This is a genomic window from Pseudomonas sp. AC355, from assembly GCF_979258205.1.
Window position 1 is genome coordinate 4,420,859 of the sequence record NZ_OZ409843.1, and the last position, 23,176, is coordinate 4,444,034.

General features: G+C 61.2%; 21 protein-coding genes and 2 pseudogenes. 13 read left to right on the top strand and 10 right to left on the bottom strand.

The window, feature by feature from the left end; all coding sequences use genetic code 11:
- Nucleotides 1–79 precede the first annotated feature (79 nt).
- The 4 genes from ACZ0AI_RS20600 to ACZ0AI_RS20615 form a co-directional block, all read right to left on the bottom strand.
- On the bottom strand, nt 80–352 hold the full coding sequence (locus ACZ0AI_RS20600; RefSeq protein WP_463563460.1) for an oxidative damage protection protein: 273 nt from the start codon (nt 350–352) through the stop codon (nt 80–82).
- Entirely contained in the window at nt 349–1,416 is a 1,068-nt protein-coding gene (mutY, locus tag ACZ0AI_RS20605) for an A/G-specific adenine glycosylase (protein ID WP_463563461.1), read from the bottom strand. Before mutY ends, ACZ0AI_RS20600 begins: the two co-directional genes overlap by 4 nt.
- Nucleotides 1,413–3,644: an AsmA family protein gene (locus tag ACZ0AI_RS20610; protein ID WP_463563462.1), complete on the bottom strand. Its 2,232-nt coding sequence runs from the start codon at nt 3,642–3,644 to the stop codon at nt 1,413–1,415. The genes mutY and ACZ0AI_RS20610 overlap by 4 nt, the downstream gene beginning before the upstream one ends.
- A gap of 67 nt (nt 3,645–3,711) precedes the next feature.
- Complete coding sequence (locus ACZ0AI_RS20615) at nt 3,712–4,818, bottom strand: NAD(P)/FAD-dependent oxidoreductase (RefSeq protein ID WP_463563463.1); 1,107 nt, start codon at nt 4,816–4,818, stop codon at nt 3,712–3,714.
- Nucleotides 4,819–5,179: 361 nt separating this feature from the next.
- Between ACZ0AI_RS20615 and ACZ0AI_RS20620 the strand changes: the two are divergent.
- From ACZ0AI_RS20620 to ACZ0AI_RS20660, 9 genes and pseudogenes are all read left to right on the top strand, one after another.
- Nucleotides 5,180–6,838: pseudogene (locus ACZ0AI_RS20620) on the top strand (OFA family MFS transporter).
- Nucleotides 6,839–7,140: 302 nt separating this feature from the next.
- Nucleotides 7,141–7,734, top strand: coding sequence for an imidazoleglycerol-phosphate dehydratase HisB (gene hisB / locus ACZ0AI_RS20625; protein WP_042555462.1), 594 nt, complete (start codon nt 7,141–7,143; stop codon nt 7,732–7,734).
- Nucleotides 7,734–8,372 (top strand): imidazole glycerol phosphate synthase subunit HisH, encoded by a 639-nt coding sequence (gene hisH / locus ACZ0AI_RS20630; RefSeq protein WP_463563464.1) that lies wholly within the window; start codon nt 7,734–7,736, stop codon nt 8,370–8,372. The genes hisB and hisH overlap by 1 nt, the downstream gene beginning before the upstream one ends.
- A complete protein-coding gene (locus tag ACZ0AI_RS20635) occupies nt 8,372–8,626 on the top strand; it encodes a DUF2164 domain-containing protein (RefSeq protein ID WP_463563465.1) in 255 nt (84 codons plus the stop codon). The genes hisH and ACZ0AI_RS20635 overlap by 1 nt, the downstream gene beginning before the upstream one ends.
- Nucleotides 8,627–8,664: 38 nt before the next feature.
- Nucleotides 8,665–9,402: a 1-(5-phosphoribosyl)-5-[(5-phosphoribosylamino)methylideneamino]imidazole-4-carboxamide isomerase gene (gene hisA / locus ACZ0AI_RS20640; protein WP_225835664.1), complete on the top strand. Its 738-nt coding sequence runs from the start codon at nt 8,665–8,667 to the stop codon at nt 9,400–9,402.
- Between the two features lie 42 nt (nt 9,403–9,444).
- Nucleotides 9,445–9,741, top strand: coding sequence for a chorismate mutase (locus tag ACZ0AI_RS20645; protein WP_225835663.1), 297 nt, complete (start codon nt 9,445–9,447; stop codon nt 9,739–9,741).
- A 22-nt stretch (nt 9,742–9,763) separates the two neighbouring features.
- Entirely contained in the window at nt 9,764–10,534 is a 771-nt protein-coding gene (hisF, locus tag ACZ0AI_RS20650) for an imidazole glycerol phosphate synthase subunit HisF (protein ID WP_131179645.1), read from the top strand.
- 213 nt (nt 10,535–10,747) lie between these two features.
- On the top strand, nt 10,748–11,503 hold the full coding sequence (locus ACZ0AI_RS20655; protein WP_463563466.1) for a substrate-binding periplasmic protein: 756 nt from the start codon (nt 10,748–10,750) through the stop codon (nt 11,501–11,503).
- Between the two features lie 187 nt (nt 11,504–11,690).
- Nucleotides 11,691–12,443: a substrate-binding periplasmic protein gene (locus ACZ0AI_RS20660; RefSeq protein ID WP_463563467.1), complete on the top strand. Its 753-nt coding sequence runs from the start codon at nt 11,691–11,693 to the stop codon at nt 12,441–12,443.
- Nucleotides 12,444–12,988: 545 nt separating this feature from the next.
- Here the strand turns inward: ACZ0AI_RS20660 and ACZ0AI_RS20665 are convergent.
- The 3 genes from ACZ0AI_RS20665 to gpmI all read right to left on the bottom strand — a co-directional run bounded on the left by ACZ0AI_RS20665 (nt 12,989) and on the right by gpmI (nt 17,374).
- The gene (locus tag ACZ0AI_RS20665) at nt 12,989–14,302 is read right to left on the bottom strand and encodes a S41 family peptidase (RefSeq protein WP_463563468.1); all 1,314 of its coding nucleotides are present in this window, start codon (nt 14,300–14,302) and stop codon (nt 12,989–12,991) included.
- A gap of 32 nt (nt 14,303–14,334) precedes the next feature.
- Nucleotides 14,335–15,579 (bottom strand): murein hydrolase activator EnvC family protein, encoded by a 1,245-nt coding sequence (locus tag ACZ0AI_RS20670; protein WP_463563469.1) that lies wholly within the window; start codon nt 15,577–15,579, stop codon nt 14,335–14,337.
- A gap of 259 nt (nt 15,580–15,838) precedes the next feature.
- On the bottom strand, nt 15,839–17,374 hold the full coding sequence (gpmI, locus tag ACZ0AI_RS20675) for a 2,3-bisphosphoglycerate-independent phosphoglycerate mutase (protein ID WP_463563470.1): 1,536 nt from the start codon (nt 17,372–17,374) through the stop codon (nt 15,839–15,841).
- Nucleotides 17,375–17,589: 215 nt separating this feature from the next.
- Here gpmI and ACZ0AI_RS20680 point away from each other — a divergent pair, with 215 nt between their 5' ends.
- The 3 genes from ACZ0AI_RS20680 to secB are packed head-to-tail and all read left to right on the top strand — an operon-like array spanning nt 17,590 to nt 18,771.
- Nucleotides 17,590–18,003: a rhodanese-like domain-containing protein gene (locus ACZ0AI_RS20680; protein WP_463563471.1), complete on the top strand. Its 414-nt coding sequence runs from the start codon at nt 17,590–17,592 to the stop codon at nt 18,001–18,003.
- 1 nt (nt 18,004) lies between these two features.
- Nucleotides 18,005–18,259, top strand: a complete 255-nt coding sequence (grxC, locus tag ACZ0AI_RS20685) for a glutaredoxin 3 (RefSeq protein ID WP_463563472.1) — start codon at nt 18,005–18,007, stop codon at nt 18,257–18,259.
- Nucleotides 18,260–18,306: 47 nt separating this feature from the next.
- Nucleotides 18,307–18,771, top strand: coding sequence for a protein-export chaperone SecB (gene secB, locus ACZ0AI_RS20690; protein WP_463563473.1), 465 nt, complete (start codon nt 18,307–18,309; stop codon nt 18,769–18,771).
- A gap of 158 nt (nt 18,772–18,929) precedes the next feature.
- Here secB and trmL read toward each other — a convergent pair.
- A pseudogene (trmL, locus tag ACZ0AI_RS20695) lies at nt 18,930–19,386 on the bottom strand (tRNA (uridine(34)/cytosine(34)/5-carboxymethylaminomethyluridine(34)-2'-O)-methyltransferase TrmL).
- Between trmL and ACZ0AI_RS20700 the strand changes: the two are divergent.
- The gene (locus ACZ0AI_RS20700; protein ID WP_463563475.1) at nt 19,385–19,825 is read left to right on the top strand and encodes a hypothetical protein; all 441 of its coding nucleotides are present in this window, start codon (nt 19,385–19,387) and stop codon (nt 19,823–19,825) included. The pseudogene trmL and the gene ACZ0AI_RS20700 sit on opposite strands and share 2 nt — an antisense overlap.
- A gap of 625 nt (nt 19,826–20,450) precedes the next feature.
- On the opposite strand, the gene ntrC is transcribed toward ACZ0AI_RS20700, so the two are convergent.
- Nucleotides 20,451–21,887 (bottom strand): nitrogen regulation protein NR(I), encoded by a 1,437-nt coding sequence (gene ntrC / locus ACZ0AI_RS20705; RefSeq protein WP_463563476.1) that lies wholly within the window; start codon nt 21,885–21,887, stop codon nt 20,451–20,453.
- The gene (glnL, locus tag ACZ0AI_RS20710) at nt 21,884–22,969 is read right to left on the bottom strand and encodes a nitrogen regulation protein NR(II) (RefSeq protein WP_463563477.1); all 1,086 of its coding nucleotides are present in this window, start codon (nt 22,967–22,969) and stop codon (nt 21,884–21,886) included. The genes ntrC and glnL overlap by 4 nt, the downstream gene beginning before the upstream one ends.
- Nucleotides 22,970–23,176: the final 207 nt, after the last annotated feature.

Here is a 23,176-nt window from a genome sequence, read left to right on the forward strand (position 1 = left end):
ATTAGACGGTTTTCGCTTTTTGCTGTCAAACATTTTTTGGAAAATATTTAAATATTCCGGGCGCTTACGTCTTCAAGCCTCATTCGCTGGGGGGGACGTAGCCTTCCGCTTGTGCGTAGTCTTCACCGGAGAGGAACTTGTCCATCTCGGTTTGCAGGAACTTGCGATCTTCGCCGTTCATCATGTTCAGGCGGCGTTCGTTGATCAGCAGGGTCTGGTGTTTTTGCCATTCATCCCAGGCTTGCTTGGAGACGTTCTGATAGATGTCTTCACCTTTGGCGCCAGGGTAGGGCGCGCGATCCAGGCCGGGCAGTTCTTGTTTGTGCTTGCGGCACAGTACGGTGCGGGTCATGCCATTTCTCCTGTGTTCAGTGTTTCGGCTGCGCGCTTGAGCAGTTTTTTCACCGGGGCGGCGAGCCCAAGGCGCGGCGGGGTGGCGAGGTTATACCAGAGCCAGTCGGCCTCGGCCACGTAGCCGGGAATGCCATCGACTTCGATCAGCCAGGGTTCGATGGCCAACTGGAAGTGGCTGAAGGTGTGGGTCAGGCCGTCGAGCTGGCGGCGTTCACCGAGGCGCAACTGGTGCTGATCGGCGAGTGCTGCCAGGGCCTCGAGGTCTTCGAGCTCCGGGAGGCTCCACAAGCCGCCCCAGAGGCCTGTCGAAGGACGCCGGTAGAGCAGGATGGCGCCGTCGCGGTTGGCGAGTATTGGCATTAGGGTGCGCTTCTGCGGTAACTCCTTGCGCGGCTTGGCGATCGGGTAGCGAATCTCCAGACCGAGCAGGTGCGCCTCGCAGCCGCTCTGCACCGGGCAGAGCAGGCAAGTGGGCTTGCTGCGGGTGCACAGCGTGGCGCCCAGATCCATCATCGCCTGGGTGTAATGGTTGACGCGCTCCTCGGGCAGGAAGCGTTCGGCCACGGCCCACAGCTGCTTGGCCACTTTGGGCTCGCCCGGATAGCCTTCCTGGGCCACGTAGCGGGCCAGCACGCGTTTTACGTTGCCATCGAGAATCGGCGCCCGCAGGTCCATGCTCAGGCTGGCGATGGCGCCGGCCGTGGAGCGGCCGATGCCGGGCAGTTCGATGAGCGCTTCGATGTCGCGGGGGAATTCGCCATCGTGGTCGCGCATGACGATTTGTGCGGTCTTCTGCAGGTTGCGTGCGCGGGTGTAGTAGCCCAGCCCCGTCCACAGGTGCAGCACTTCGTCTTCGGGCGCTTCGGCCAGATCACGCACGGTGGGCAGTGCGCTCATGAACCGGTCGAAATAGCCGAGCACGGTACTGACCTGGGTCTGTTGCAACATGATTTCCGACACCCACACGCGATACGGCGTGATGTCCTGCTGCCAGGGCAGATCCTTGCGTCCGTGCGTGTCGTACCAGCGCAGTACCGCGCTGGAGAATTGCTCGGGTGTCATCGGTTGAACAGGCCCTTGAGTGCGTCTTTCAGTTCAGGGCTGACCTTGTCGCCAAGCTTCTCTTCGAGTTTCTCGTTGATACGGTCACCGGCCAGTTTGGCGGCGACCTTGCCCAGGCCTTCCTGATCCAGGCGGCAGGCCTTGGCGCCGAGTTCCAGCGGGCCGCGGCAGTGCAGCGGCCAGGCGATGCCAACGTAGCGGCTGTTGACCTCGCAGGCGGGGTCGGGCATTGCGCGCTGGTCGCCTTCGATGGTGATGCCTGCGCGGTAGTCCAGGCCCAGCACGCGCAGGTCGAGGTCACCTTCGCCGGTCACGCTGAGACCCGGGATGCGCGCTTGCAGATCCGGGTTGCTGGCCACGCCGTTACGGATGTTGAGACTGCCTTGCAGGCGCTCGAATGGCGTGTCTTTGCTGCGCGGATCGCTGCTCAGGGTTTTGCGGTTGAGGGTGGCGATGCCGCGGCACAGTTGCTGTTCGAGGTTGGCGTCGACCAATACGCCGTCTTTGAGCAGGAAGCTGGCGGTGCCGTTGAGCGCGTCGATCCAGGCCTTCTGACTGTTACCGCTGGTGGTCAGATCGCTTTTCAGGTCAAGCAGGCCCTTGAGCGGTGAGGGGCGCTGTTCGTCCTTGAGGAATGGCTCGACCGGGATGCCGTTCAGTTGCGTATGCAGGCTGAGCACCGGCACGGCCGGGCGTACGTCGGCATCAGCCTTGAGGGTGAAGCTGCCGTTGCCGAGGTTGCCGCGCAGTTCTTCCAGATTCAGGGCGCCGCCCTGGCTGCGCGCTTTCAGGCTGACATTGCTGAGCGCCTGTTTTTGCAGCGTCATCTGCTCGAGGGTCAGGTTGGTTTGCAGGTCTAGCTTGCGCAGGGTCGGGATCGGCAGCACTTCGCTGGAGCTCCAGGCCTGCTGGGTCGGCGCGTTGGGCACTGGTGTTGTGCCGGCCTGGCCTGCGTTGGCGACGGTTTCGCGCACTTCGGCCTTGCGAGCTGTATCGCTGTCCTTCTTGTCCTTGCTCGCCGGTGGCAGGTAGCGGTCGAGGTTGAGCTTGTCACCCTTGAGTTGCACGCGCAGCGCCTGTTTGGCGAAATCGGCGACGGCGATCTTGCCGGTAAAGGTGCTTTCGTCGAGCTTGAGGGTCAGTTCATCCAGCGACAGGCTGTTTGGCGTGCCGCCGAGCTGGGTCACCAGTTCGAACTGCGACAGGGTCTTGTCGTCGCTCATCGGCGGCAGCTTCTGGCCAAGGCTGGCGAGGAATTCACGCAGGTTGACCGGGGCTATGGACAGGCCGCCGGACAGCTTGGGTTCGCTCTCCAGATCGCGAATCTTCAATTCACCCAGGGCGCGCAGTTGGTTGGCCGAGAGCTTCAGGCCGTTCCACTCGGCCACTTGGGCCGCCAGGTCGACCAGCAGTTGGCCCTGGGCTGCGTAGGTGAGGGTCTGGCCATTGAACGGCTCGCCGGAGGCTTCACCGGACAGGCGCGCGTCTTCGAGCTGGTAGCGCTTGAGTGCGCGGTCGAAGCGCAGCTCGCCTTGCAGTTCAGTGCGTGCGCGCATTACTGGCTGGTTGCTGCCGAAGAAAGCACTGAGTTTGATCGGTACGCCTGCGCCTTCGCGAATCGCGCCGGTGGTGAGCTGGATACTTTCGGCGCTGAATTGCTGGCCCTTCTGGGCGTCGCGGTAGTCCACACGGGCGCCGTTGACGATCAGGCTGTCGATGTCCAGTTTGATCGGCTGGGCGCTGCTTCCTTGGGCGGGTGCGGATTCTGGCTGCTGCGGGTCATTGGCTGCGGTCTGCTCGGCCGGCGTTTCGCCAGGCTTGGCGGCAGGGCGGCCAACGTCTTCCCAGTTGCCGTGGCCATTTTCGTCGCGCTGCAGGTCGAGGTTGAGGCCGTCGACGCGGATATCGCTCATCTGTACTTCTTTGTGCAGCAGCGGTAGCACACGCACTGACAGACCGAGCAGGCGCAGGTTGGCGAAGGGTTTGTCCGGCGTGCTGGCGCTGGCCAGGGTGGCGTCGGTCAGCTCCAGGCCCAGCCAGGGGAACAGGCTCCAGCCGATATCGCCGTTGAGGGTCAATTCGAGGTTGGCCTTGTCCCGCGCCAGCTGGCGGATTTCATCCTTGTAATCGTTGGGATCGAACAGATGAGTCAGGGCAAAGCCCAATGCCACGATGATCAGCAGCAGTCCGAGGAAGAACAGACCCAGGATTTTGCCGAGCGCTTTCATGGACGAGTCCTTTGCAGTGACGAGAAATTTGAAGCCGCGAGTATAACGCGCGACGGCGTGGCTAGGGCTAAAGCCTGTGGGCGATGCGTTCGGCGATGGCCAGGCTGGCAGTCAGGCCAGGCGATTCGATACCAAACAGATTCACCAGCCCTGGTAGACCATGATCTGCCGGCATTTGCAGCATGAAATCTTCCGCCGTAGCGCCAGGCCCGCTCAGTTTTGGTCGTATGCCGGCGTAGCCGGGCACCAGGCGAGTGCTGTCGAGCGCCGGAAAGTAGCGGCTGATCGCGTTGGCGAAGGCGTCGCGCAAGGTTTCGTCAACGCGGTAATCGATGCAGCTTATATAGCGTGTGTCGGGGCCGAAGCGCAGTTGGCCTGCCAGATCCAGGGTGGCGTGCACGCCAAGACCACTGGTGTTGGCCTCCGGCATTGGGTAGACCAAATGGCTGAACGGCGCTTTACCGTTGTAGTTGAAGTAGTTGCCCTGGCACATGTGCAACGGCGGAATTTGTTGCGGCGCCAAGCCTTGAGTGCACAGCGCTAATTGCTGGGCGAACAGCCCGGCAGCATTGATCACGCGCTGGGCTTTCAGGCTGAACGGCTCACCTGCGCTGGTGCCGCTGGCAATCCAGCCATCACCGTCATGGGTGAGGCTGTCGACGCGGGTCTGCAGCACCAGTTCGGCCCCTTGGCGTTCGGCGCAGGCGAGTAGCGATTGCAGATAGGCGTGGCTGTCGATGATGCCGGTATTGGGCGAGAGTAGGGCGGCAACGCCGCGCACCGAGGGCTCCAGGGTGCTGAGGCGAGCACTGTCGATGGGCTGTAGCTCGTCCACGCCACTGGCCAGGGCATTGTTGGCCAGGGCATCGAGCTTGCCGCGCTCCTGGTCGCTCACTGCCACCAGCAGTTTGCCCAGACGTCGGTAGGGCACCTGCCATTGCTTGCACCAGGCATACAGGCGCTCGCGGCCTTCCAGGCACAGTTCGGCTTTCAGTGAGCCTGGCGGGTAGTAGATACCGGCGTGGATGACTTCCGAATTGCGGCTGGAGGTGTGGCTGCCCACCAGGGTTTCCTGCTCGACGATCAGCGTACTGCGCCCAGGTTCTGCCAGGCGCGCGGCACAGGCCAGGCCAAGGGCGCCCGCGCCGATTATCAGGGTGTCGATGCTGTCCATGGCTACCTTCCTGTTGGTGTGAGGTGCAGGGCTGATCGATCCGATTCAATCGTCATGACGCCGATTGTTATACCGCCTCGGCGCTGATTGGGGGGGCAATGATCGATCATCACCAGTGCCAGCAATTGCCGGCTGTCGGTAAATTCATTGGATAAGGCTGAGAAAGGCGTCGCAGACCGCCAAAAGTGCTGTTTGGGTAGGTGCACAAGCACTATGGCTATGTGACACAATGCCGCGGGAACTCTAGCATTCTGCTAGCTGCGAATGACTCGCCGAGCAATATTTGCTGTTAAACGCTGTTTTTAAAGGCGTATGCAAAGAATCGTATGTGTTTGCCAACCTAAAATTCAGAGAAGAAAAAATGACTGACGCCATCGTGCAAAACGGTGCTTCAGCGACTCCTGCGTTCCTTTCCAAGGCGCGCATCATCGCGAAGCCCGGTTTCAACCGCTGGCTGGTTCCGCCAGCTGCCCTCGCTATTCACCTGTGCATCGGCATGGCCTACGGATTTTCCGTATTCTGGCTGCCGCTGTCGAAAGCCATCGGCATCGATGCTGCTGTCGCCTGTGCGCCGGATATCGGCTTCTTCGAGCAGATATTCGCCAGCAACTGCGACTGGCAGATCTCCATGCTGGGCTGGATCTACACCCTGTTCTTCGTATTCCTGGGTTGTGCGGCTGCCGTGTGGGGCGGCTGGCTGGAACACGCTGGCCCGCGCAAGGCCGGTCTGGTTTCGGCCGTGTGCTGGTGTGGCGGTCTGCTGATTTCCGCGTTCGGTATCTACACACACCAGATCTGGTTGATGTGGGTGGGTTCCGGCGTGATCGGTGGTATCGGTCTGGGCCTGGGCTATATCTCCCCGGTATCGACCCTGATCAAGTGGTTCCCGGACAAGCGCGGCATGGCGACCGGCATGGCCATCATGGGCTTCGGTGGCGGTGCGATGGTCGGTGCACCTCTGGCTGCAGCGCTGATGGGCCACTTCTCCAGCGAAACTGACGTCGGTGTATGGCAGAGCTTCGTTGTGATGGCGGTGATCTATTTCGTCTTCATGGTCGGTGGCGCTCTGTCCTACCGCGTTCCGCCAACTGGCTGGAAACCGGCAGGCTGGGTTGCTCCGGCAGCTAAGGCCAATAACGCGATGATCACCAAGGGCCACGTACACGTGAACACCGCGTGGAAAACCCCGCAATTCTGGCTGGTCTGGGCCGTTCTGTGCCTGAACGTATCCGCTGGTATCGGCATCATCGGCATGGCTTCGCCCATGCTGCAGGAAGTATTCGGCGGCAAGCTGATCGGCGTGAACGTGCCTTTCAGTGAGTTGAGCAAAGATCAGCTGATGCAGATCGCGGCAATCGCTGCCGGCTTCACCGGCCTGCTGAGCCTGTTCAACATCGGTGGCCGCTTCTTCTGGGCATCTTTCTCCGACTTGATCGGCCGTAAAGCGACCTACTTCGTGTTCTTCGCGCTGGGTTTCACCCTGTACGCGCTGGTTCCGTGAACCGGTCACCTGGGCAGCATCGCGCTGTTCGTGTTCGCCTTCTGCCTGATCTTGTCCATGTACGGCGGCGGCTTCGCAACCGTTCCGGCCTACCTGGCGGATCTGTTCGGTACCCAGATGGTTGGCGCCATTCACGGTCGCCTGCTGACCGCTTGGGCGTTCGCTGGCGTGCTGGGTCCGGTGCTGGTGAACTACCTGCGTGAATATCAGCTGAGCATCGGCGTCGAGCGCGCAGCTGCCTATGACATCACCCTGTACATTCTCGCCGGCCTGCTGGTTCTGGGCTTCGTCTGCAACCTGCTGGTTCGCCCAGTGGATGCCAAGTACTTCATGACCGAAGAAGAGCTGGCCGCTGAGCGTGCCCATGGCGAGAAGTCCGCGCCGAGTGCCGCAGAGCTGGAGTGGGCTGCCGATCCGTCGAGCAAGCCGCTGGTGATCGCTGCCTGGCTGGCCGTGGGTCTGCCGCTGGCGTGGGGTGTGTGGGTAACCCTGCAGAAGACCGTCGTTCTGTTCCAATAAGCACGATCTGCTGCGCGTCGGCCCTGCGGCGTTGAAAACAGGCTCGGAATGCTCATTTACAGCTCGTAAATTCCGCTTCCTCGCCTGTTTTCGCCTTGCAGGGCTCTAGCTCGCGAGATCGTGAGCTGTTTACAGAAATCCCGCTTGCGCCCCGTGCGCCAGCGGGATTTTTTATGTCTGGTGCTTTTGGGCCGCCGGGCCTCGAGCGTTTTTCGTCCATTTTTGCCGTGTGCCTTTATAGGTTCGCTGCTTATCAGCCTATAATGGCGGCCCTTTCGCCCAACGATTTTGTGGAGCAGGTGATGGCCGAACGTACGGCATCCGTCGAGCGCAATACCCTGGAGACCCAGATCAAGGTCTCGATCAATCTGGATGGTACCGGTAAGTCCAAGTTCGATACCGGTGTACCGTTTTTCGAGCACATGCTTGACCAGATCGCCCGCCATGGCTTGATCGACCTCGACATCTTCTGCAAGGGTGATCTTGAGATCGACGATCACCACACCGTCGAAGACGTCGGTATCACACTCGGCCAGGCGTTCGCCAAAGCGGTCGGCGACAAGAAGGGCATGACCCGTTACGGCCATTCCTACGTCCCGCTGGATGAAGCGTTGTCGCGCGTGGTCATCGATTTTTCCGGTCGTCCGGGCCTGCAGATGCACGTGCCGTTCACCCGCGCAGTAGTCGGCGGCTTCGATGTCGATCTGTTCCAGGAATTCTTCCAGGGCTTCGTCAACCACGCCCAGGTCAGCCTGCACATCGATAACCTGCGTGGCGTGAATACCCACCACCAGATCGAAACCGTGTTCAAGGCCTTTGGCCGCGCGCTGCGCATGGCCGTGGAGCTTGATCCGCGCATGGCCGGGCAGATGCCGTCTACCAAGGGCGTGCTCTGATGCAGACGGTTGCAGTCATCGACTATGGCATGGGCAACCTGCACTCGGTGGCCAAGGCCCTGGAGCACGTCGGTGCTGGCCGGGTATTGGTGACCAGCGACGCGCAAGTGATCCGTGAAGCGGATCGCGTGGTGTTCCCCGGTGTCGGTGCGATCCGCGATTGCATGGCCGAGATCCGCCGCCTGGGCTTCGATGAGCTGGTGCGTGAAGTCAGCCAGGATCGTCCGTTCCTGGGTATCTGCGTCGGCATGCAGGCGCTGCTCGAGCGCAGCGAAGAGAACGACGGCGTCGACTGCATCGGCCTGTTCCCCGGCCAGGTACGCTTCTTCGGCAAGAACATGGTCGAAGACGGCGAGCCGCTCAAGGTTCCGCATATGGGCTGGAACGAAGTGAGCCAGGCGGTCAATCACCCGCTGTGGCACAGCATTCCGGATCAGGCGCGCTTCTACTTCGTGCACAGCTATTACATCGAGGCTGGTAAAGCGCAGCAGGTTGTCGGCCGTGGCCACTACGGCAAGGATTTCGCCGCCGCCCTGGCCGATGGTTCGCGCTTCGCCGTACAGTTCCACCCCGAGAAGAGCCACACCCACGGCCTGCAACTTTTGCAGAACTTCGCCGCCTGGGATGGCCGCTGGTAATGGCCAGGCTCAAGAGCCCGACCCTCACGCTCACACCCGAGCAGGAAAGCGATGCGGTGCACAAGCTGCAGCGCTTCCTGGCCGACCGCTACGAGTTGGAGCTGGGTTCCTTCGAGGTGCTTGAGCTGCTCGAACTGTTTGGCCGCGAAGTGGCGCCGCATTACTACAACCGAGCGGTCAACGACGCGCACGGCCTGCTGCGCGAGCGCTTCGAAAGCCTCGAAGTCGACCTGTGGGCGCTCGAGAAAGATTGATTCCAGCCAACGCTGATTGAACTGAACAAGGTGTGCAGATGCTGATTATCCCCGCTATCGACCTCAAGGACGGCGCCTGTGTGCGTCTACGTCAGGGCCGTATGGAAGACTCCACGGTGTTCTCCGATGATCCGGTGAGCATGGCTGCCAAGTGGGTCGAGGGCGGTTGCCGTCGTCTGCATCTGGTTGACCTCAACGGCGCGTTCGAAGGCAAGCCGGTCAATGGCGACGTGGTCACTGCCATCGCCAAGCGTTACCCCAACCTGCCGATCCAGATCGGCGGTGGTATCCGCTCGCTGGAAACCATCGAGCATTACGTCAAGGCCGGCGTCAGCTACGTGATCATCGGCACCAAGGCGGTAAAAGATCCGCAGTTCGTGACCGATGCGTGCAAGGCCTTCCCGGGCAAGGTCATCGTTGGCCTGGACGCCAAGGACGGTTTCGTCGCCACCGACGGCTGGGCTGAAGTCAGCACCGTACAGGCTACCGATCTGGCTCGTCGCTTCGAGGCCGATGGCGTCTCGGCGATCGTCTACACCGACATCGCCAAGGACGGCATGATGCAAGGCTGCAACGTCGAGGCCACCGCGGCCCTGGCTGCCGCCAGCCGTATTCCGGTGATCGCCTCGGGCGGCATCCACAACCTGGGTGATATCGAGAAGCTGCTGCTGGCCCGTTCGCCAGGCATCATCGGCGCCATCACCGGCCGCGCTATCTACGAAGGCACCCTGGACGTCGCCGAGGCTCAGGCTTTCTGCGATTCCTTCAAGGCTTGACGTTACCTCAGGCGACAGCCTAGCTCGGACAAGGAACTTGCAATGATCGAATGCCATTCAATCGATGAAGTGCGTACGCAGATCGATGCCCTTGATCGGCAGATCGTCCAGTTGCTGGCTGAGCGCGGTGGCTATGTTCGTCAGGCCGCTCAGTTCAAAGCTGACAGCGATGCCGTGCGTGCGCCGCAGCGGGTCGAAGAGGTGGTTGCCAAGGTCAGAGAGCTGGCGCGTGATTCGGGGGCCTCTCCCGAGGTGATCGAGCACGTCTACCGTGCCATGATCGCTGCCTTTATCGAGACCGAATTGACCGAGCATGCAGGCCTGAACCCATCCGCCTGACGTCGTATTCCGGAGAAACCCCATGGCATTGGCCAAACGCATCATCCCCTGCCTCGACGTGGACAACGGCCGTGTGGTCAAGGGCGTCAAGTTCGAGAATATCCGCGATGCCGGTGACCCGGTGGAGATCGCTCGTCGTTACGACGAACAGGGCGCCGACGAGATTACCTTTCTCGATATCACCGCCAGCGTCGATGGTCGTGATACCACGCTGCACACCGTCGAACGTATGGCCAGCCAGGTATTCATCCCGCTGACCGTGGGCGGCGGCGTGCGTACCGTGATGGACATCCGCAACCTGCTCAATGCCGGTGCCGACAAGGTATCGATCAACACCGCTGCGGTATTCACCCCCGAGTTCGTCGGCGAGGCTGCCTCGCGCTTCGGCTCGCAGTGCATCGTCGTCGCCATCGATGCCAAAAAGGTCTCCGGGCCAGGCGAAACGCCGCGCTGGGAAATCTTTACCCACGGCGGTCGCAAACCCACCGGCCTCGACGCTGTGGCCTGGGCGCAGAAGATGGAAGGCCTGGGCGCAGGCGAGATCCTCCTGACCAGCATGGATCAGGACGGCGTGAAGAGTGGTTACGACCTCGGCGTGACCCGTGCCATCAGCGAGGCCGTGGGCATTCCGGTGATCGCCTCCGGCGGCGTCGGTAACCTGCAGCACCTGGCCGACGGCATCATCGAAGGCAAGGCTGCTGCGGTATTGGCAGCGAGCATCTTCCACTTTGGTGAATACACCGTGCCCGAAGCCAAGGCCTACATGGCCAGCCGCGGTATCGTGATGCGTTGAGCACCTCATGCGCCGGCTGGATGTGTCATGCGTCCAGTTTGGTGCATTTGCGCTTTTGGATGCCCGCTAATGGCGCTAAGCTAGCACCCGTGTGACAGGGATTGGTCGAGTCAGGGCGTCTAGCCCGGTATTTCCGATTGAATCGTCTGGTCGCTCCGGGCGTGACCTTTCTGGCCGCCCGTCAACGCTTTGAATTGACAGGTAGTCGAGTACATGTGGAAACGTCTGTGGTTGGCAGCGGCGGGCGCCCTGCTTTTGATGACATCGGCAGCACGCGCCGAAATCGACCCGAACTACAACGTGGTGTTGCTAACGGAAAACTTCCCGCCGTACAACATGGCCATCAATGGCAAGAACTTTGCGCAGGAAGACAATATCGACGGTATCGCCGCCGATGTGGTGCGCGAGATGTTCAAACGTGCTGGCGTGTCCTACAGCCTCACTCTGCGTTTCCCCTGGGATCGCATCTATAAACTCGCCATGGAAAAGCCCGGCTACGGTGTGTTCGTAACCGCCCGGCTGCCTGAACGCGAGGAACTGTTCAAATGGGTCGGCCCGATCGGCCCGGACGACTGGATATTGCTGGCGCGTGGCGACAGCAGTCTGGTGGTGAACAACCTTCAGCAGGCCAAGCAGTACCGTATCGGCGCCTACAAGGGCGATGCCATCGCCGAGCACCTGGAGAAACAGGGGCTGCAGCCGATCACTTCGTTACGCGATCAGGAAAATGCCAAGAAGCTCGAGAGCGGTCAGATCGACCTGTGGGCTACCGGTGATCCTGCCGGCCGTTATCTGGCGCGCCAGGAAGGTGTCAGCGGCCTGAAAACCGTGCTGCGTTTCAACAGTGCACAGCTCTATCTGGCCCTTAACAAGGACGTGCCGGACGAGGTGGTACAGAAGCTGCAGTCGGAATTGGACAAGATGCGCGCTGAGGGCTACGTCGACAAAATCCTCAACAGCTATCTTTAGGCATGAAGGTCATTTAGCTGCACGCCGCGAGCGCTACCGAGGGGGCGCTCGCGTGGTCAAGATCTGGCGTTCATGCTGCATGCAGTGTGCCTTCGGCACGCGGTAGTCATTGCCATGGAAGGTGATGGTGCGGGGATTCGGCAGGAAGCCGCCAACCATAATCATAACCACGCGGCGGGGACGACTGATGTTGAACACTTTGAAAGCGCTTGTGCTGTTACTCACTTTTGCGGCCTCTGCCGCCAGGGCCGAGTTGCCACCTGACTACAAAATGGTGTTGCTGACCGAGAATTTCCCGCCGTTCAACATGGCGGTCGACGACAAGAACTTCGCCCGTGATGACGGTATTGACGGTATCAGCGCCGAAATTGTTCGTGCGATGTTCAAACGCGCCGGCATTGAGTACACCCTGACCCTGCGCTTCCCCTGGGATCGCCTCTACAAACTGACTCTCGACAAGCCAAACTACGGCTTGTTCTCCACCACCTTTACGCCTGAGCGTCAGCCGCTGTTCAAGTGGGTCGGCCCACTGGCCAAGACTGGCTGGGTACTGCTTGCCGCGCCCGGCAACAACCTGACCGTCAACAGCTTGAAGGAGGCCAGTCAGTACACCATTGGCGCCTACAAGAACGATGCGGTCAGTCAGCACTTGGAAAGCCAGGGCCTAACGCCAGTCAACGCCTTGCGTGACCAGGAAAACGTGAAGAAACTCACCAGTGGCAAGATCGACCTGTGGGCAACCACTGATCCGGTCGGTCGCTATCTGGCCAAGCAGGAAGGTGTCAGCGGCCTGAACACCGTACTGCGTTTCAACGATGCCGAGCTGTACCTGGCGTTGAACAAAGACACCCCGGACGAAGTCGTGCAGCGTTTGCAGAAAGCGCTCGACGAACTGCGCAACGAAGGCTTTATCGACGAGATGACCAACAGCTACTTGTAAGCCGCGACCCCGCGGCGAATGCTGGCCACTCCGCAGATATTCAGAGTGGCCACCAGCGCATTCGCGCCGTGTCGACGCTCCTACCGGGTTGGCATTGAACCCCCATCTCGCAGGCACCTCACTACTGTCACCAACGCCGTAGGAGGCCTCTTGCTTGGGATTGTAGTCGGCCTCGCTTGCGCGCGAATCGGGGGCACGACACGGCTCTTCGCAATGGCCACTATCGCATTGTAGGAGCCGCGACCCCGCGGCGAATGCTGGCCACTCCGCAGATATTCAGAGTGGCCACCACCGCATTCGCGCCGGGTCGACGCACCTACCGGGTTGGCGTTGAACCCCCATCTCGCAAGCACCTCACTCCTGTAGGAGCCTGCTTGCGGGCGATGCGATGATGGTCATTGCGCGAGTGGGCGCCATGGCCGCCTTTCGCTGGCAAAGGCCAGTTCACCCCGGCTCCTACACGGTCATGTGTGTCACCAATCTATAGCCAAAAAAAAGCCCCAGTGCAGTCGCCTGTACTGGGGTTTTTTCGTTGCGTCTGACGCTTAGTCAGCGCGGGTGACGTTCAGGCCTTTGAGCAGGTTCAGCGCCTGGCTCAGTTGGTAGTCGTCATCCTGCGGGCGAGCTGGTTTGCCGGTATTGCCCTGGCTCGGCCGGTCGGCGCCGCCGTTGCCGTTGCCCAGGTGACCTTGCAGGTCGGCTTCCTTGAGGCTCGGGTCGTCGCTCTCTCGGGTCAGCTTGGCACGCGCCACCTCTACGTCCGGGACGATGCCCTGAGCCTGGATGGAGCGGCCATTGGGGGTGAAGTACAGCGCGGTGGTGATCTTCAGCGCGCGGTCGTTGTTCAGCGGCAGCACGGTCTGTACCGAGCCCTTGCCGAAGCTGTCGGTGCCCATCACCACGCCGCGTTTGTGATCCTGCAGGGCGCCGGCGACGATTTCCGAGGCAGACGCGCTGCCGCCGTTGATCAGCACCACCAGTGGAACACCTTCGCTGGCGTCGAGCGGATCGGCGGAGAAGCGCAGCTCCGAGTTGGCGATGCGGCCTTTGGTGTAGACAATCAGGCCCTTCTTGAGGAAGTGATCCGCTACCTCGACGGCTGACTGCAGCACACCGCCCGGGTTGTTGCGCAGGTCGAGCACCATGCCGCTGAGCTTTTTGCCGTTCTCTTTACGCAGTTTATTCAGCGCCTTGCCCACTTCCTCGCCGGTGTTGACCTGGAACTGGGTAACGCGAATGTAGCCATAGCCCGGATCGATCATCTGGCTACGCACGCTGGTGACCTTGATCACCGCACGGGTCAGCTCGACGTCGAACGGTTTGCCGCCTTCGCGCACCAGGGTCAGGAGGATCTTGCTGCCAGCCTTGCCGCGCATTTTCTCCACGGCTTCCATCATCGACAGGCCCTTGGTCGGCTGGCCATTGATCTTGATGATCAGGTCACCGGGGTGGATGCCGGCTTTGGATGCCGGGGTGTCGTCAATCGGCGATACCACTTTGATGAAGCCGTCTTCGGTGCCGACTTCGATTCCCAGGCCGCCGAACTCGCCGCTGGTACTTTCCTGCAGCTCGGCGAAAGCCTTGGGATCAAGGTACGCCGAATGCGGGTCAAGGTTGCTGAGCATGCCTTTGATGGCATTCTCCAGCAGTTCCTTGTCGGTGACTGGTTCCACGTAGGCGGCTTTGATGCGATCCATCACCTCGGCGAAGGTGCGCAGCTCGTCGAGCGGCAGAGGCGCTACGCTTTCGTCGGCGGGCGGCGCTGGGCTGATCGGCGTCTGATCAGCATGCAGCACAGGTGCGCCACCGAGCAGGGCTATCGCCAGGGCCAGGGAGGTGAGGCGGGACAGTTGCGGCATATCGAACTAACTCCTACGGAATGAGGTGGCGCTTATCCTTGCGCTCGACACCATTGTGCCGGATCGCTGGCACGGCCCTGCTGACGAATCGCGAAATACAGGGCCGGTGTATCCTGCCCGCCGCTGGTACCAACGGTGGCGATGGGGTCACCGGCTTTGACGATGTCTCCGGCATCTTTGAGCAGACTCTGGTTGTGCCCATACAGGGTCAGGTAACCATTGCCATGGTCGAGGATGACCAGAAGCCCGGAGCCGCGCAACCAGTCTGCGAAAACCACACGACCGCCATGCACGGCGCGTACCTGACTACCGGCAGAGGCGCCAATTAGCACGCCATCCCACTTAGTCCGAGCGTCTTCGCCGCGAGGGGTTCCATATCTCGCCACCAGGCGGCCGTTAACCGGCCATGGCAGTTTACCCTTGGCGTTGGCGAAGGGGCCGCCATAGCTGGCGCCGGAGCTGACCAAAGGGCCATCAGCCTGGGGCTTGGCGGCTGGCGCTGCGGGCCTTTCACGAGCAGCGGTGAGGGCGCGCTGGCGCTCCTGCTCGGCTTCGCGGGCTTGGCGTGCGAGGGTTTCCTCGATGGTCTTGAGTACCCGGCCGAGCTCTGCCTGTTCCTGTTCGCGGGCCTTGAGGCGCTCACCGCGGGCGGCGTAATCCTTGTTCAGCTTGGCCAGGGTGATCTGGCGTTCCTTGCGTACGGCCGCCAGCTCGTTACTGCGCGTATCCAGCTGGCTTTTCTGTTCCTGCAACTGCGCCTGGTGGTGCCCAATGTCTTTCTCGACGTTGGCCAACTGGCGTAGCGTTTCGTTGAAGGCCGTCAGTTGTTCCATGCGGGCTTCAGCGAGGTAATCGTAGTAGGTCAGGGTGCGGGAGAACTTCTCTGGATTCTGCTGGTTGAGCAGCAGCTTAAGGTATTCCTGACGACCACCCTGATAGGCCGCCCGAGCCTGGATGCCGATCAAACGCTGCTGCTCAACGCGCGCGTCCTGGAGTTTTTTTTTCTCCTGATCGAGGCGCTTGAGTTCCTCTTCGCTCTCTTGCAGCTCGTCACGCAGGCCCTTGACCTGGTTTTCCAGTTCGCCCATTTCGGTTTCTGTGGATTTGAGCTGCTTCTGGACGCCAGACTTTTCCTGCTGCAGTTGCTCCAGCAGTTTCTTCAACTCGCCGACGTCGGCGCGCGCTGCCTCGAGCTGTTTTTGCGTGTCGGCTTTCTGATCGGCGAAAGCGGGCACCAGCAGGCTGGTCAGAAGGATAAGGGCGAGGGCACGAAACATGGGGCAGGCGGTACCTGGCGGGGAACATTAGGGGCTGTTGATGTTTCAGCGTACGCCGCAGGGCTCGGCGCTGTCGCGCTGAAACGTCGACAGGCCCTAGTATGCCCTTGGTGCGGGGTAAAAAAAACGCCTTGAGTGGCGAATGCCGACTCAAGGCGTCTGGTGGTCGACCGGTGGGTAGCGCGGGCAATGCTTTTCATCTCGCTCCACTACCGCATGCGGTGCGCTGAAGCGCTATTCGCCCAGGTCGATGCTGTGCTCAGTTGAAAGTGACGATACTGGTGCCGGTCATTTCCTTCGGAATCGGCATGCCCATCAGTGTCAGCAAAGTCGGCGCTACGTCGGCGAGTACGCCACCTTCGCGGATGCTGACATCGCGCTTGCCGACATAGATGAACGGTACGGGCTCGCAGGTGTGGGCGGTGTGCGCCTGGCCGGTGCACTCATCCTGCATCTGCTCGACGTTGCCGTGATCGGCGGTAATCAGCGCCTCACCACCGACCTTGTCGAGTGCTTCGACGATGCGGCCGACGCAGGTGTCCAGGCACTCCACAGCCGCCACGGCGGCCTCGAATACACCGGTATGACCGACCATGTCGCCGTTGGCGTAGTTGACCACGATGACGTCGTAACGCTGGTTGTCGATGGCATCGACGATTTTGTCGGTGACTTCGGGAGCATTCATCTGCGGCTGCAGATCGTAGGTGGCGACATTCGGCGACGGAATGAGGATGCGCTCTTCGCCGGGGAACGGCTCTTCACGGCCACCGGAGAAGAAGAAGGTGACGTGCGCGTACTTCTCGGTTTCGGCGATGCGCAGCTGGGTCTTGCCGTTCTTGGCCAGGTACTCGCCAAACACGTTGACCAGCGGTTCTGGCTTGTAGGCGCTCGGCGTGTCGATGCTCGCTGCGTACTGGGTGAGCATGATGAAGCCGGCAGTCTGCGGCACGCGGGCGCGTTCGAAGGCATCGAAGCCCGGCTCGACGAAGGCGCGGGTCAGTTCGCGGGCACGGTCGGCCCGGAAGTTCATGAACACCACGGCGTCGCCGTCTTCAACGCTGACCGCTTCGCCGATGCTGGTGGCTTTGACGAATTCGTCACTCTCGCCACGAGCGTAGGCGGCTTCCAAACCAGCGACTGCTGTCTTGGCGCTGAACTGGCTCTGCCCGGCGGCAATCAGGTTATAGGCCTGGGCAACACGATCCCAGCGGTTGTCGCGATCCATGGCGAAGTAGCGGCCGATCAACGAGGCGATGCGACCCTTGCCGAGCTTGGCGAAGGTGGCGTCGAGCAGCTCGATGGAGCCCTGTGCGCTTTTCGGCGCGGTGTCACGGCCATCTAGAAAGGCGTGCAGATAAATCTTCTCGGCGCCGCGGCGGGCCGCCAACTCTGCCATCGCCACGAGATGATCCTGATGGCTGTGTACGCCGCCATCCGACAGCAGACCCAGGATGTGCACGGCCTTGCCTACACCGACTGCCTTGTCTACCGCTGCGGTGATCGTCGGGTTCTCGAAGAAATCGCCATCGCGAATCGCCTTGGTCACGCGCGTGAAGTCCTGGTACACCACACGCCCAGCCCCAAGGTTCATGTGACCGACCTCGGAGTTGCCCATCTGCCCGTCCGGCAGGCCAACGTCCATGCCGCTGCCGGAAATCAACCCGTTGGGCTGAGTGGCGCGCAGGCGGTCATAGACCGGCGTGTTGGCGGCGAAGATGGCATTGTGTTCGGGCGTGTCGCTGTGGCCGAAGCCGTCGAGAATGACCAGAACCAAGGGTTTGGGCGTTGCGCTCATACTGGGCTCGCTCTGCTTGAGTGACCAAAAGATTGCCGGCAGCGATTTTCACGTCGCCCGCGACGATCCGGGGGATGCGCGCCAAGAATGGCGATACACCAAAAAAGATCAGACATTCTACGGCCAAGGAAAGATCCCGTCACCGCCGTACGGCCTTTGGTGGACTTGCGGGCCTGTGTATACTGGCCGGCATTTTACAGCCCCGGAAACGCGTGATGCTTGCCAACCTGATTGAATTCGCCACGACCCATTTCATCCTCAGCGGTCTGTTCGTCATCATCCTCGCGCTGCTGGTCTTCACCGAGCTGCGCAAGGGTGGACAAAGCCTGAGCAGCCGCGAGCTGACCGCGCTGATCAATCGCGACGAAGGCGTGGTGATCGACATCCGCAACAAGAAGGACTTCGCCAGCGGCCATATCGTTGGCGCCCTGAATATCCCCAACGACAAGCTGACTTCGCGCATCACCGAGCTCGAAAAGCACAAGGCCAAGACCCTGATCATCGTCGATGCTCTGGGCCAGCAGGCGGGTTCTGTCGCGCGTGATCTGAAGAAGGCCGGTTATAACGCGGCCAAGCTGGGCGGTGGTATCGCCACTTGGCGCAGCGACAACCTGCCTGTGGTGAAGTGATATGACCAAGGTCGTCATCTACTCCAGCGACTGGTGCCCCTACTGCATCCGAGCCAAGCAGCTGTTGACCAATAAAAGCGTGTCGTTCGACGAGATCCGCGTCGACGGAAAACCGGATCTGCGGGCAGAAATGACTCGCAAGGCCGGCCGCACTTCGGTGCCGCAGATATGGATCGGTGAGACCCACGTGGGTGGCTGTGATGAGCTGTATGCCCTGGAACGGGCGGGCAAGCTCGATGCGCTACTCCGTGCCTGATAGACCCAGAACCTTTCTTTAAGTCCATACAGCAGAAGGCTTTGCCCATGACCGAACAAGTTACCGGTGCCGCCCAAGGCGAGCAGAATCCACAGTTCTCCCTGCAACGCATCTACGTGCGTGACCTGTCCTTCGAGGCGCCGAAGAGCCCTGAGATTTTCCGCCAGGAGTGGACGCCGAGTGTTGCGATGGATCTCAATACGCGGCAGAAGCCCCTGGAAGGCGACTTCCATGAAGTGGTGTTGACCCTGTCGGTGACCGTGAAGAACGGTGAAGAAACCGCGTTCATCGCTGAAGTACAGCAAGCGGGCATCTTCCTGATCAAGGGGCTGGACGCCGGCTCCATGAGCCATACACTGGGCGCGTTCTGCCCGAACATCCTGTTCCCATACGCGCGCGAAACCCTGGACAGCCTCGTGGTACGCGGCTCGTTCCCAGCGCTGATGCTGGCGCCGGTGAACTTCGATGCGCTGTATGCCCAAGAGCTGCAGCGTCAGCAAGCGGCCAACTGAGTCATCGGTCTTTGCAGAAAAACGCCCTTCGGGGCGTTTTTTTATGGGCTCACCCAGGTCTCGGCAAAGTCGTAGCCTGCGGTTGAGCGGAGCGATACCCAGGGATGCCGTTCCCGGGTATCGCTTCGCTCAACGCCGGGCTACCAAGGCTGCTCAGCTCATTTGAAGCCGTGCTGCCGCCAGGCCTCGTAGACCGCCACCGCCACGGTATTGGACAGGTTCAGGCTGCGACAGCCCTCGCGCATCGGTAAGCGGACACGCTGCTGCTCTGGCAGGGCGTCGCGAACCTCCTGAGGCAGGCCGCGGCTTTCCGGTTCCGAACAGGAAGGCGTCACCCGGTTGGTAGGTAACTTCGTGGAAAGGCTGCGAGCCCTTGGTGGTGAAGGCGAATACCCGTGGCTGATCGAGGCTTTCCAGGCAAGCTTCCAGGCTGGCATAGCGCTGCAGTGTGGCGTATTCGTGGTAATCCAGCCCGGCGCGGCGCAGGCGCTTGTCATCCAGTTCGAAGCCGAGCGGTTCGATCAGGTGCAGGTGGCAGCCGCTGTTGGCACAGAGCCTGATAATGTTGCCGGTGTTGGGCGGAATTTCCGGTTGAAAAAGGATTACATGAAACATGCACGGCTCCGAGCCAGAAGACGGTGCGTATTCTACGCCCGATAAGCCATCAAGACCGCGTCCGTGGCTTCGGGTCATCTGCTCGCTGGCGATCTTCGGCTTTCTGGTCGGTTTGATGATCGGTCGTCTGTTCCATCCCGATGCGATGCATCTTAAGGATGTGGAGGCGGGCGATGATCAGTTGGTGCTTTGGTTCAACGTAGAGCCGCAGGTGCAGGTTCGGGATTTCCAGGGCACGTTCCTGCTACGTTTCGAGGGGCTGGGGCGTGAGCAGCAGGGCCAGCTGCAGATCGCTGGGCGAGCCGCCAATTGGCGCGTGGTGCGTGATGGACGAGAGCTTGAAGTGCGTATCCTGGCGGCTCGCCCATTGCGGGCTGAATGGAGGGCCGAGGAAGTCGATGGTCGCTGGCGCCTGACGATTCGTCTGGCGCCGCGCTAGTCAATAAAAGAGGGAGCACTCAGCCTGCCTGTACCAAGGCTCCCGAAGAAAAGGGGGATTCTCTGATCTGCCTGTACCAGAGTCCCCGAAGAAAGAAGGGAGTTCTCGGCCTGCCTGTACCGAGGCTCCCAAAGAAAGAGGGGAATCCCCGGCCTGCCTGTACCAAGGTCCCCGAAACTGGGTTATCTACATCATTGCAGATGGCGTGCCAGTTTCTTGTTTTCTTCTGTATGCACCGTGATTACTGGGCTGTGGCCTGTAGGGGCAGTTTCCGACCTGCATATGGCGCGTGTCTGGATGTTCCGCGCGGGTGCATGAGCTCGCACACAGTGCGCTGATGGCGTGCATTTTTATCGCTGGCTTGCCGCCACGTAGGGTGGGAACCGATTCATCGTTCTACCCTCGATGTCATACGGTTCATGACTATCGCAGCTAGAAAACGCCACTGCGGCGGCAGAAATCTCCTGTAGCACGGGTCGAGCGCAGCGGTACTCTGGAAGGTTGCCCTGGGTTTCGCTGGGCTCAGCCGCAGGCTACGGTGCCAGGCCCTGTCGCTGAGAAAGTACAGGCCATAAAAAAGCCGCGCCCTGAACAGGGCGCGGCGTTCTGTTGTTACGGCAGCGACTCAGTTGTCGTCGCTGTCGTCTTCTTCGGAGCCGTCGACGTTCATGCCCAGCTCTTTGATCTTGCGGGTCAGGGTGTTGCGCCCCCAGCCTAGCAGGATGGCTGCATCACGCCGCCGCCCTGCGGTGTGCTTGAGAGCCGTCTCGATCATGATTCGCTCGAATGCCGGTACGGCACTGTCGAGCAGGTTCGACTGGCCACGGCCCAGGGCCTGATCAGCCCACTGGCGCAGTGCCTGTTCCCAGTTGCTGACCGGTGCGTTGTCCTGGGGCTGGACGAGCAGCTCTGGCGGCAGGTCGTCGACATGCACTTCGCGCCCCGAGGCCATCACCGTGATCCAGCGGCAGGTGTTCTCCAGCTGGCGCACGTTGCCTGGCCAGGGCAGCTGTTGCAGATAATCCTCGGTTTCGCTTTTTAGCAGCTTGGGTTCGACCGCTAGTTCGGTGGCGGCGCGGCTAAGGAAGTGCCTGGCCAGGGTCGGGATATCTTCGCGACGATCCGACAGGCGCGGGATATGAATGCGGATGACGTTGAGACGGTGGAACAAGTCTTCGCGAAACTTGCCGGCGGTTACCAGGCTTTCCAGGTTCTGGTGGGTGGCGGCAATGATGCGTACGTCCACCTTTACCGGTGTGTGCCCGCCGACCCGGTAGAACTCGCCGTCGGCCAGTACGCGCAGAAGGCGGGTCTGGGTATCGGCCGGCATGTCGCCGATCTCGTCGAGGAACAGGGTGCCGCCGTCGGCCTGCTCGAAGCGCCCGCGGCGCTGGTTGGCTGCACCGGTGAAGGCGCCTTTTTCGTGGCCGAACAGCTCGGATTCCATCAAGTCTTTGGGGATCGCTGCCATGTTCAACGCAATGAATGGCGACGCCGCCCGTGGGCTGTGGCGGTGCAGGGCGTGGGCGACCAGCTCCTTGCCCGTGCCAGACTCACCATTTATCAGCACGGTGATATTGGAGTGCGAGAGGCGGCCTATCGCGCGGAATACCTCCTGCATCGCCGGCGCTTCGCCAATGATTTCCGGGGTGCGCGCTTGTACTACCGGCACGTGCAGGCCTTGCTGCTCTTGAGCATGCTGGTTGGCGCGCTTGACCAGCGATACCGCTTCGTCGACGTCGAAGGGCTTGGGCAGGTATTCGAAAGCACCGCCCTGATAGGACGCCACGGCGCTATCCAGATCCGAATGGGCGGTCATGATGATCACCGGCAGGCGCGGGTGCATCTCGCGGATTCTGGCCAGCAGCTCCAGGCCGCTGGAGCCGGGCATGCGGATGTCCGAGATGATCACGTCCGGCTGCTGACGGGTCAGGCGGCCGAGTACGCCATCGGCGCTGTCGAAGCTCTGGGTGGTCATGCCCTCTTGTTGCAGGGCTTTTTCCAGTACCCAGCGGATGGAGCGGTCGTCGTCAACGATCCATACGGTTTCACTGCGGCTCATGTCGGAGTTGCTCCTTGTTCCAGCGGCAGAAAGATCGAGAACACGGTGTTGCCAGGATGGCTCTCGCATTCGATCAGGCCTTGATGCTGACTAATAATGTTCTGAGTGATCGACAGGCCCAGGCCTGTGCCGTCGGCACGCCCGCTGACCATGGGATAAAAGATGGTTTCCAGCAGATCTGTCGCAATGCCTGGGCCGTTGTCGATAATCTCGATCTTGGTCACCAGGCGATGGCGAATGTAGCCAATGGTGAACTGCCGCAAAGTGCGCGTGCGCAGGGTGATGCGCCCGGGGCGCAGATCCGGCTTGGAGCCGATCGCCTGCATGGCGTTGCGCACGATATTGAGCACGGCCTGAATCATCTGTTCACGGTCGATGACCAGATCCGGAATGCTCGGGTCGTAGTCGCGCACCAGTACGATACTGCCCTGACTTTCGGCCTCGACCAGGCTGGCGACGCGCTCCAGCACTTCGTGCACGTTGGTAACCGCCAGGGATGGCAGCTTGTTGGAGCCGAGCATGCGGTCGACCAGGTTTCGCAGGCGATCCGACTCTTCGATGATGACGTTGGTGTAGTCCTTGAGGCTTTCTTCCGGTAGCTCGCGGGCCAGCAACTGGGCCGCACCGCGAATGCCGCCAAGCGGGTTCTTGATCTCGTGGGCCAGGCCGCGTACCAGCAGTTTGGTGGTCTCCTGCTTGGAGAGCTGGGCCTCTTCCTTGGTGATGCGCAGCAGGCGATCACGTGGATGCACCTCGAGCAGCAGCATGGTTTCGCCGCGGCTGAGTACCGGCGTGACCGCGTAGTCTACGGTCAGGCTCTGCCCGGTCTGGGTGGTCAGCACTGCCTCGCGCTTGTTGAACGGGTGGGCCTCGGCGACTGCCTGGCGCAGGGCGCCCAGGGCTTCGCGGGTTTCCGTGAATAGCTCGCTGATGAACTGACCATGGCTGCGTTGACCGCTGACTGCCAGAAGCATTTCCGCGGCAGGGTTCATGTACTCCAGGCGCAGGTCGGCATTGAGCAGCAGCGTGGCTGTAGTCAGGTTGTCGAGCAGTAGGCGATGCAGGGCTTCATTGATGATCATCGGGCAAGCTCCAAGGGCTTGGCCTCAGAGCATCCGCCAACAGGGGATGTCTGGACAAGGCGATGGCCGTTGTCTGGCAACGTGGCGCAGCTTGGCGTGTCTCGTTGCGGGTGTGGGCCAGCCAAAAGTCGTTCCTCGTGCGGTTTGCAGCAGAAGGGCCGGTTGGGTATGGCGGGCGAGGCGCACCTCGGGCCATCCGGCAGTGCG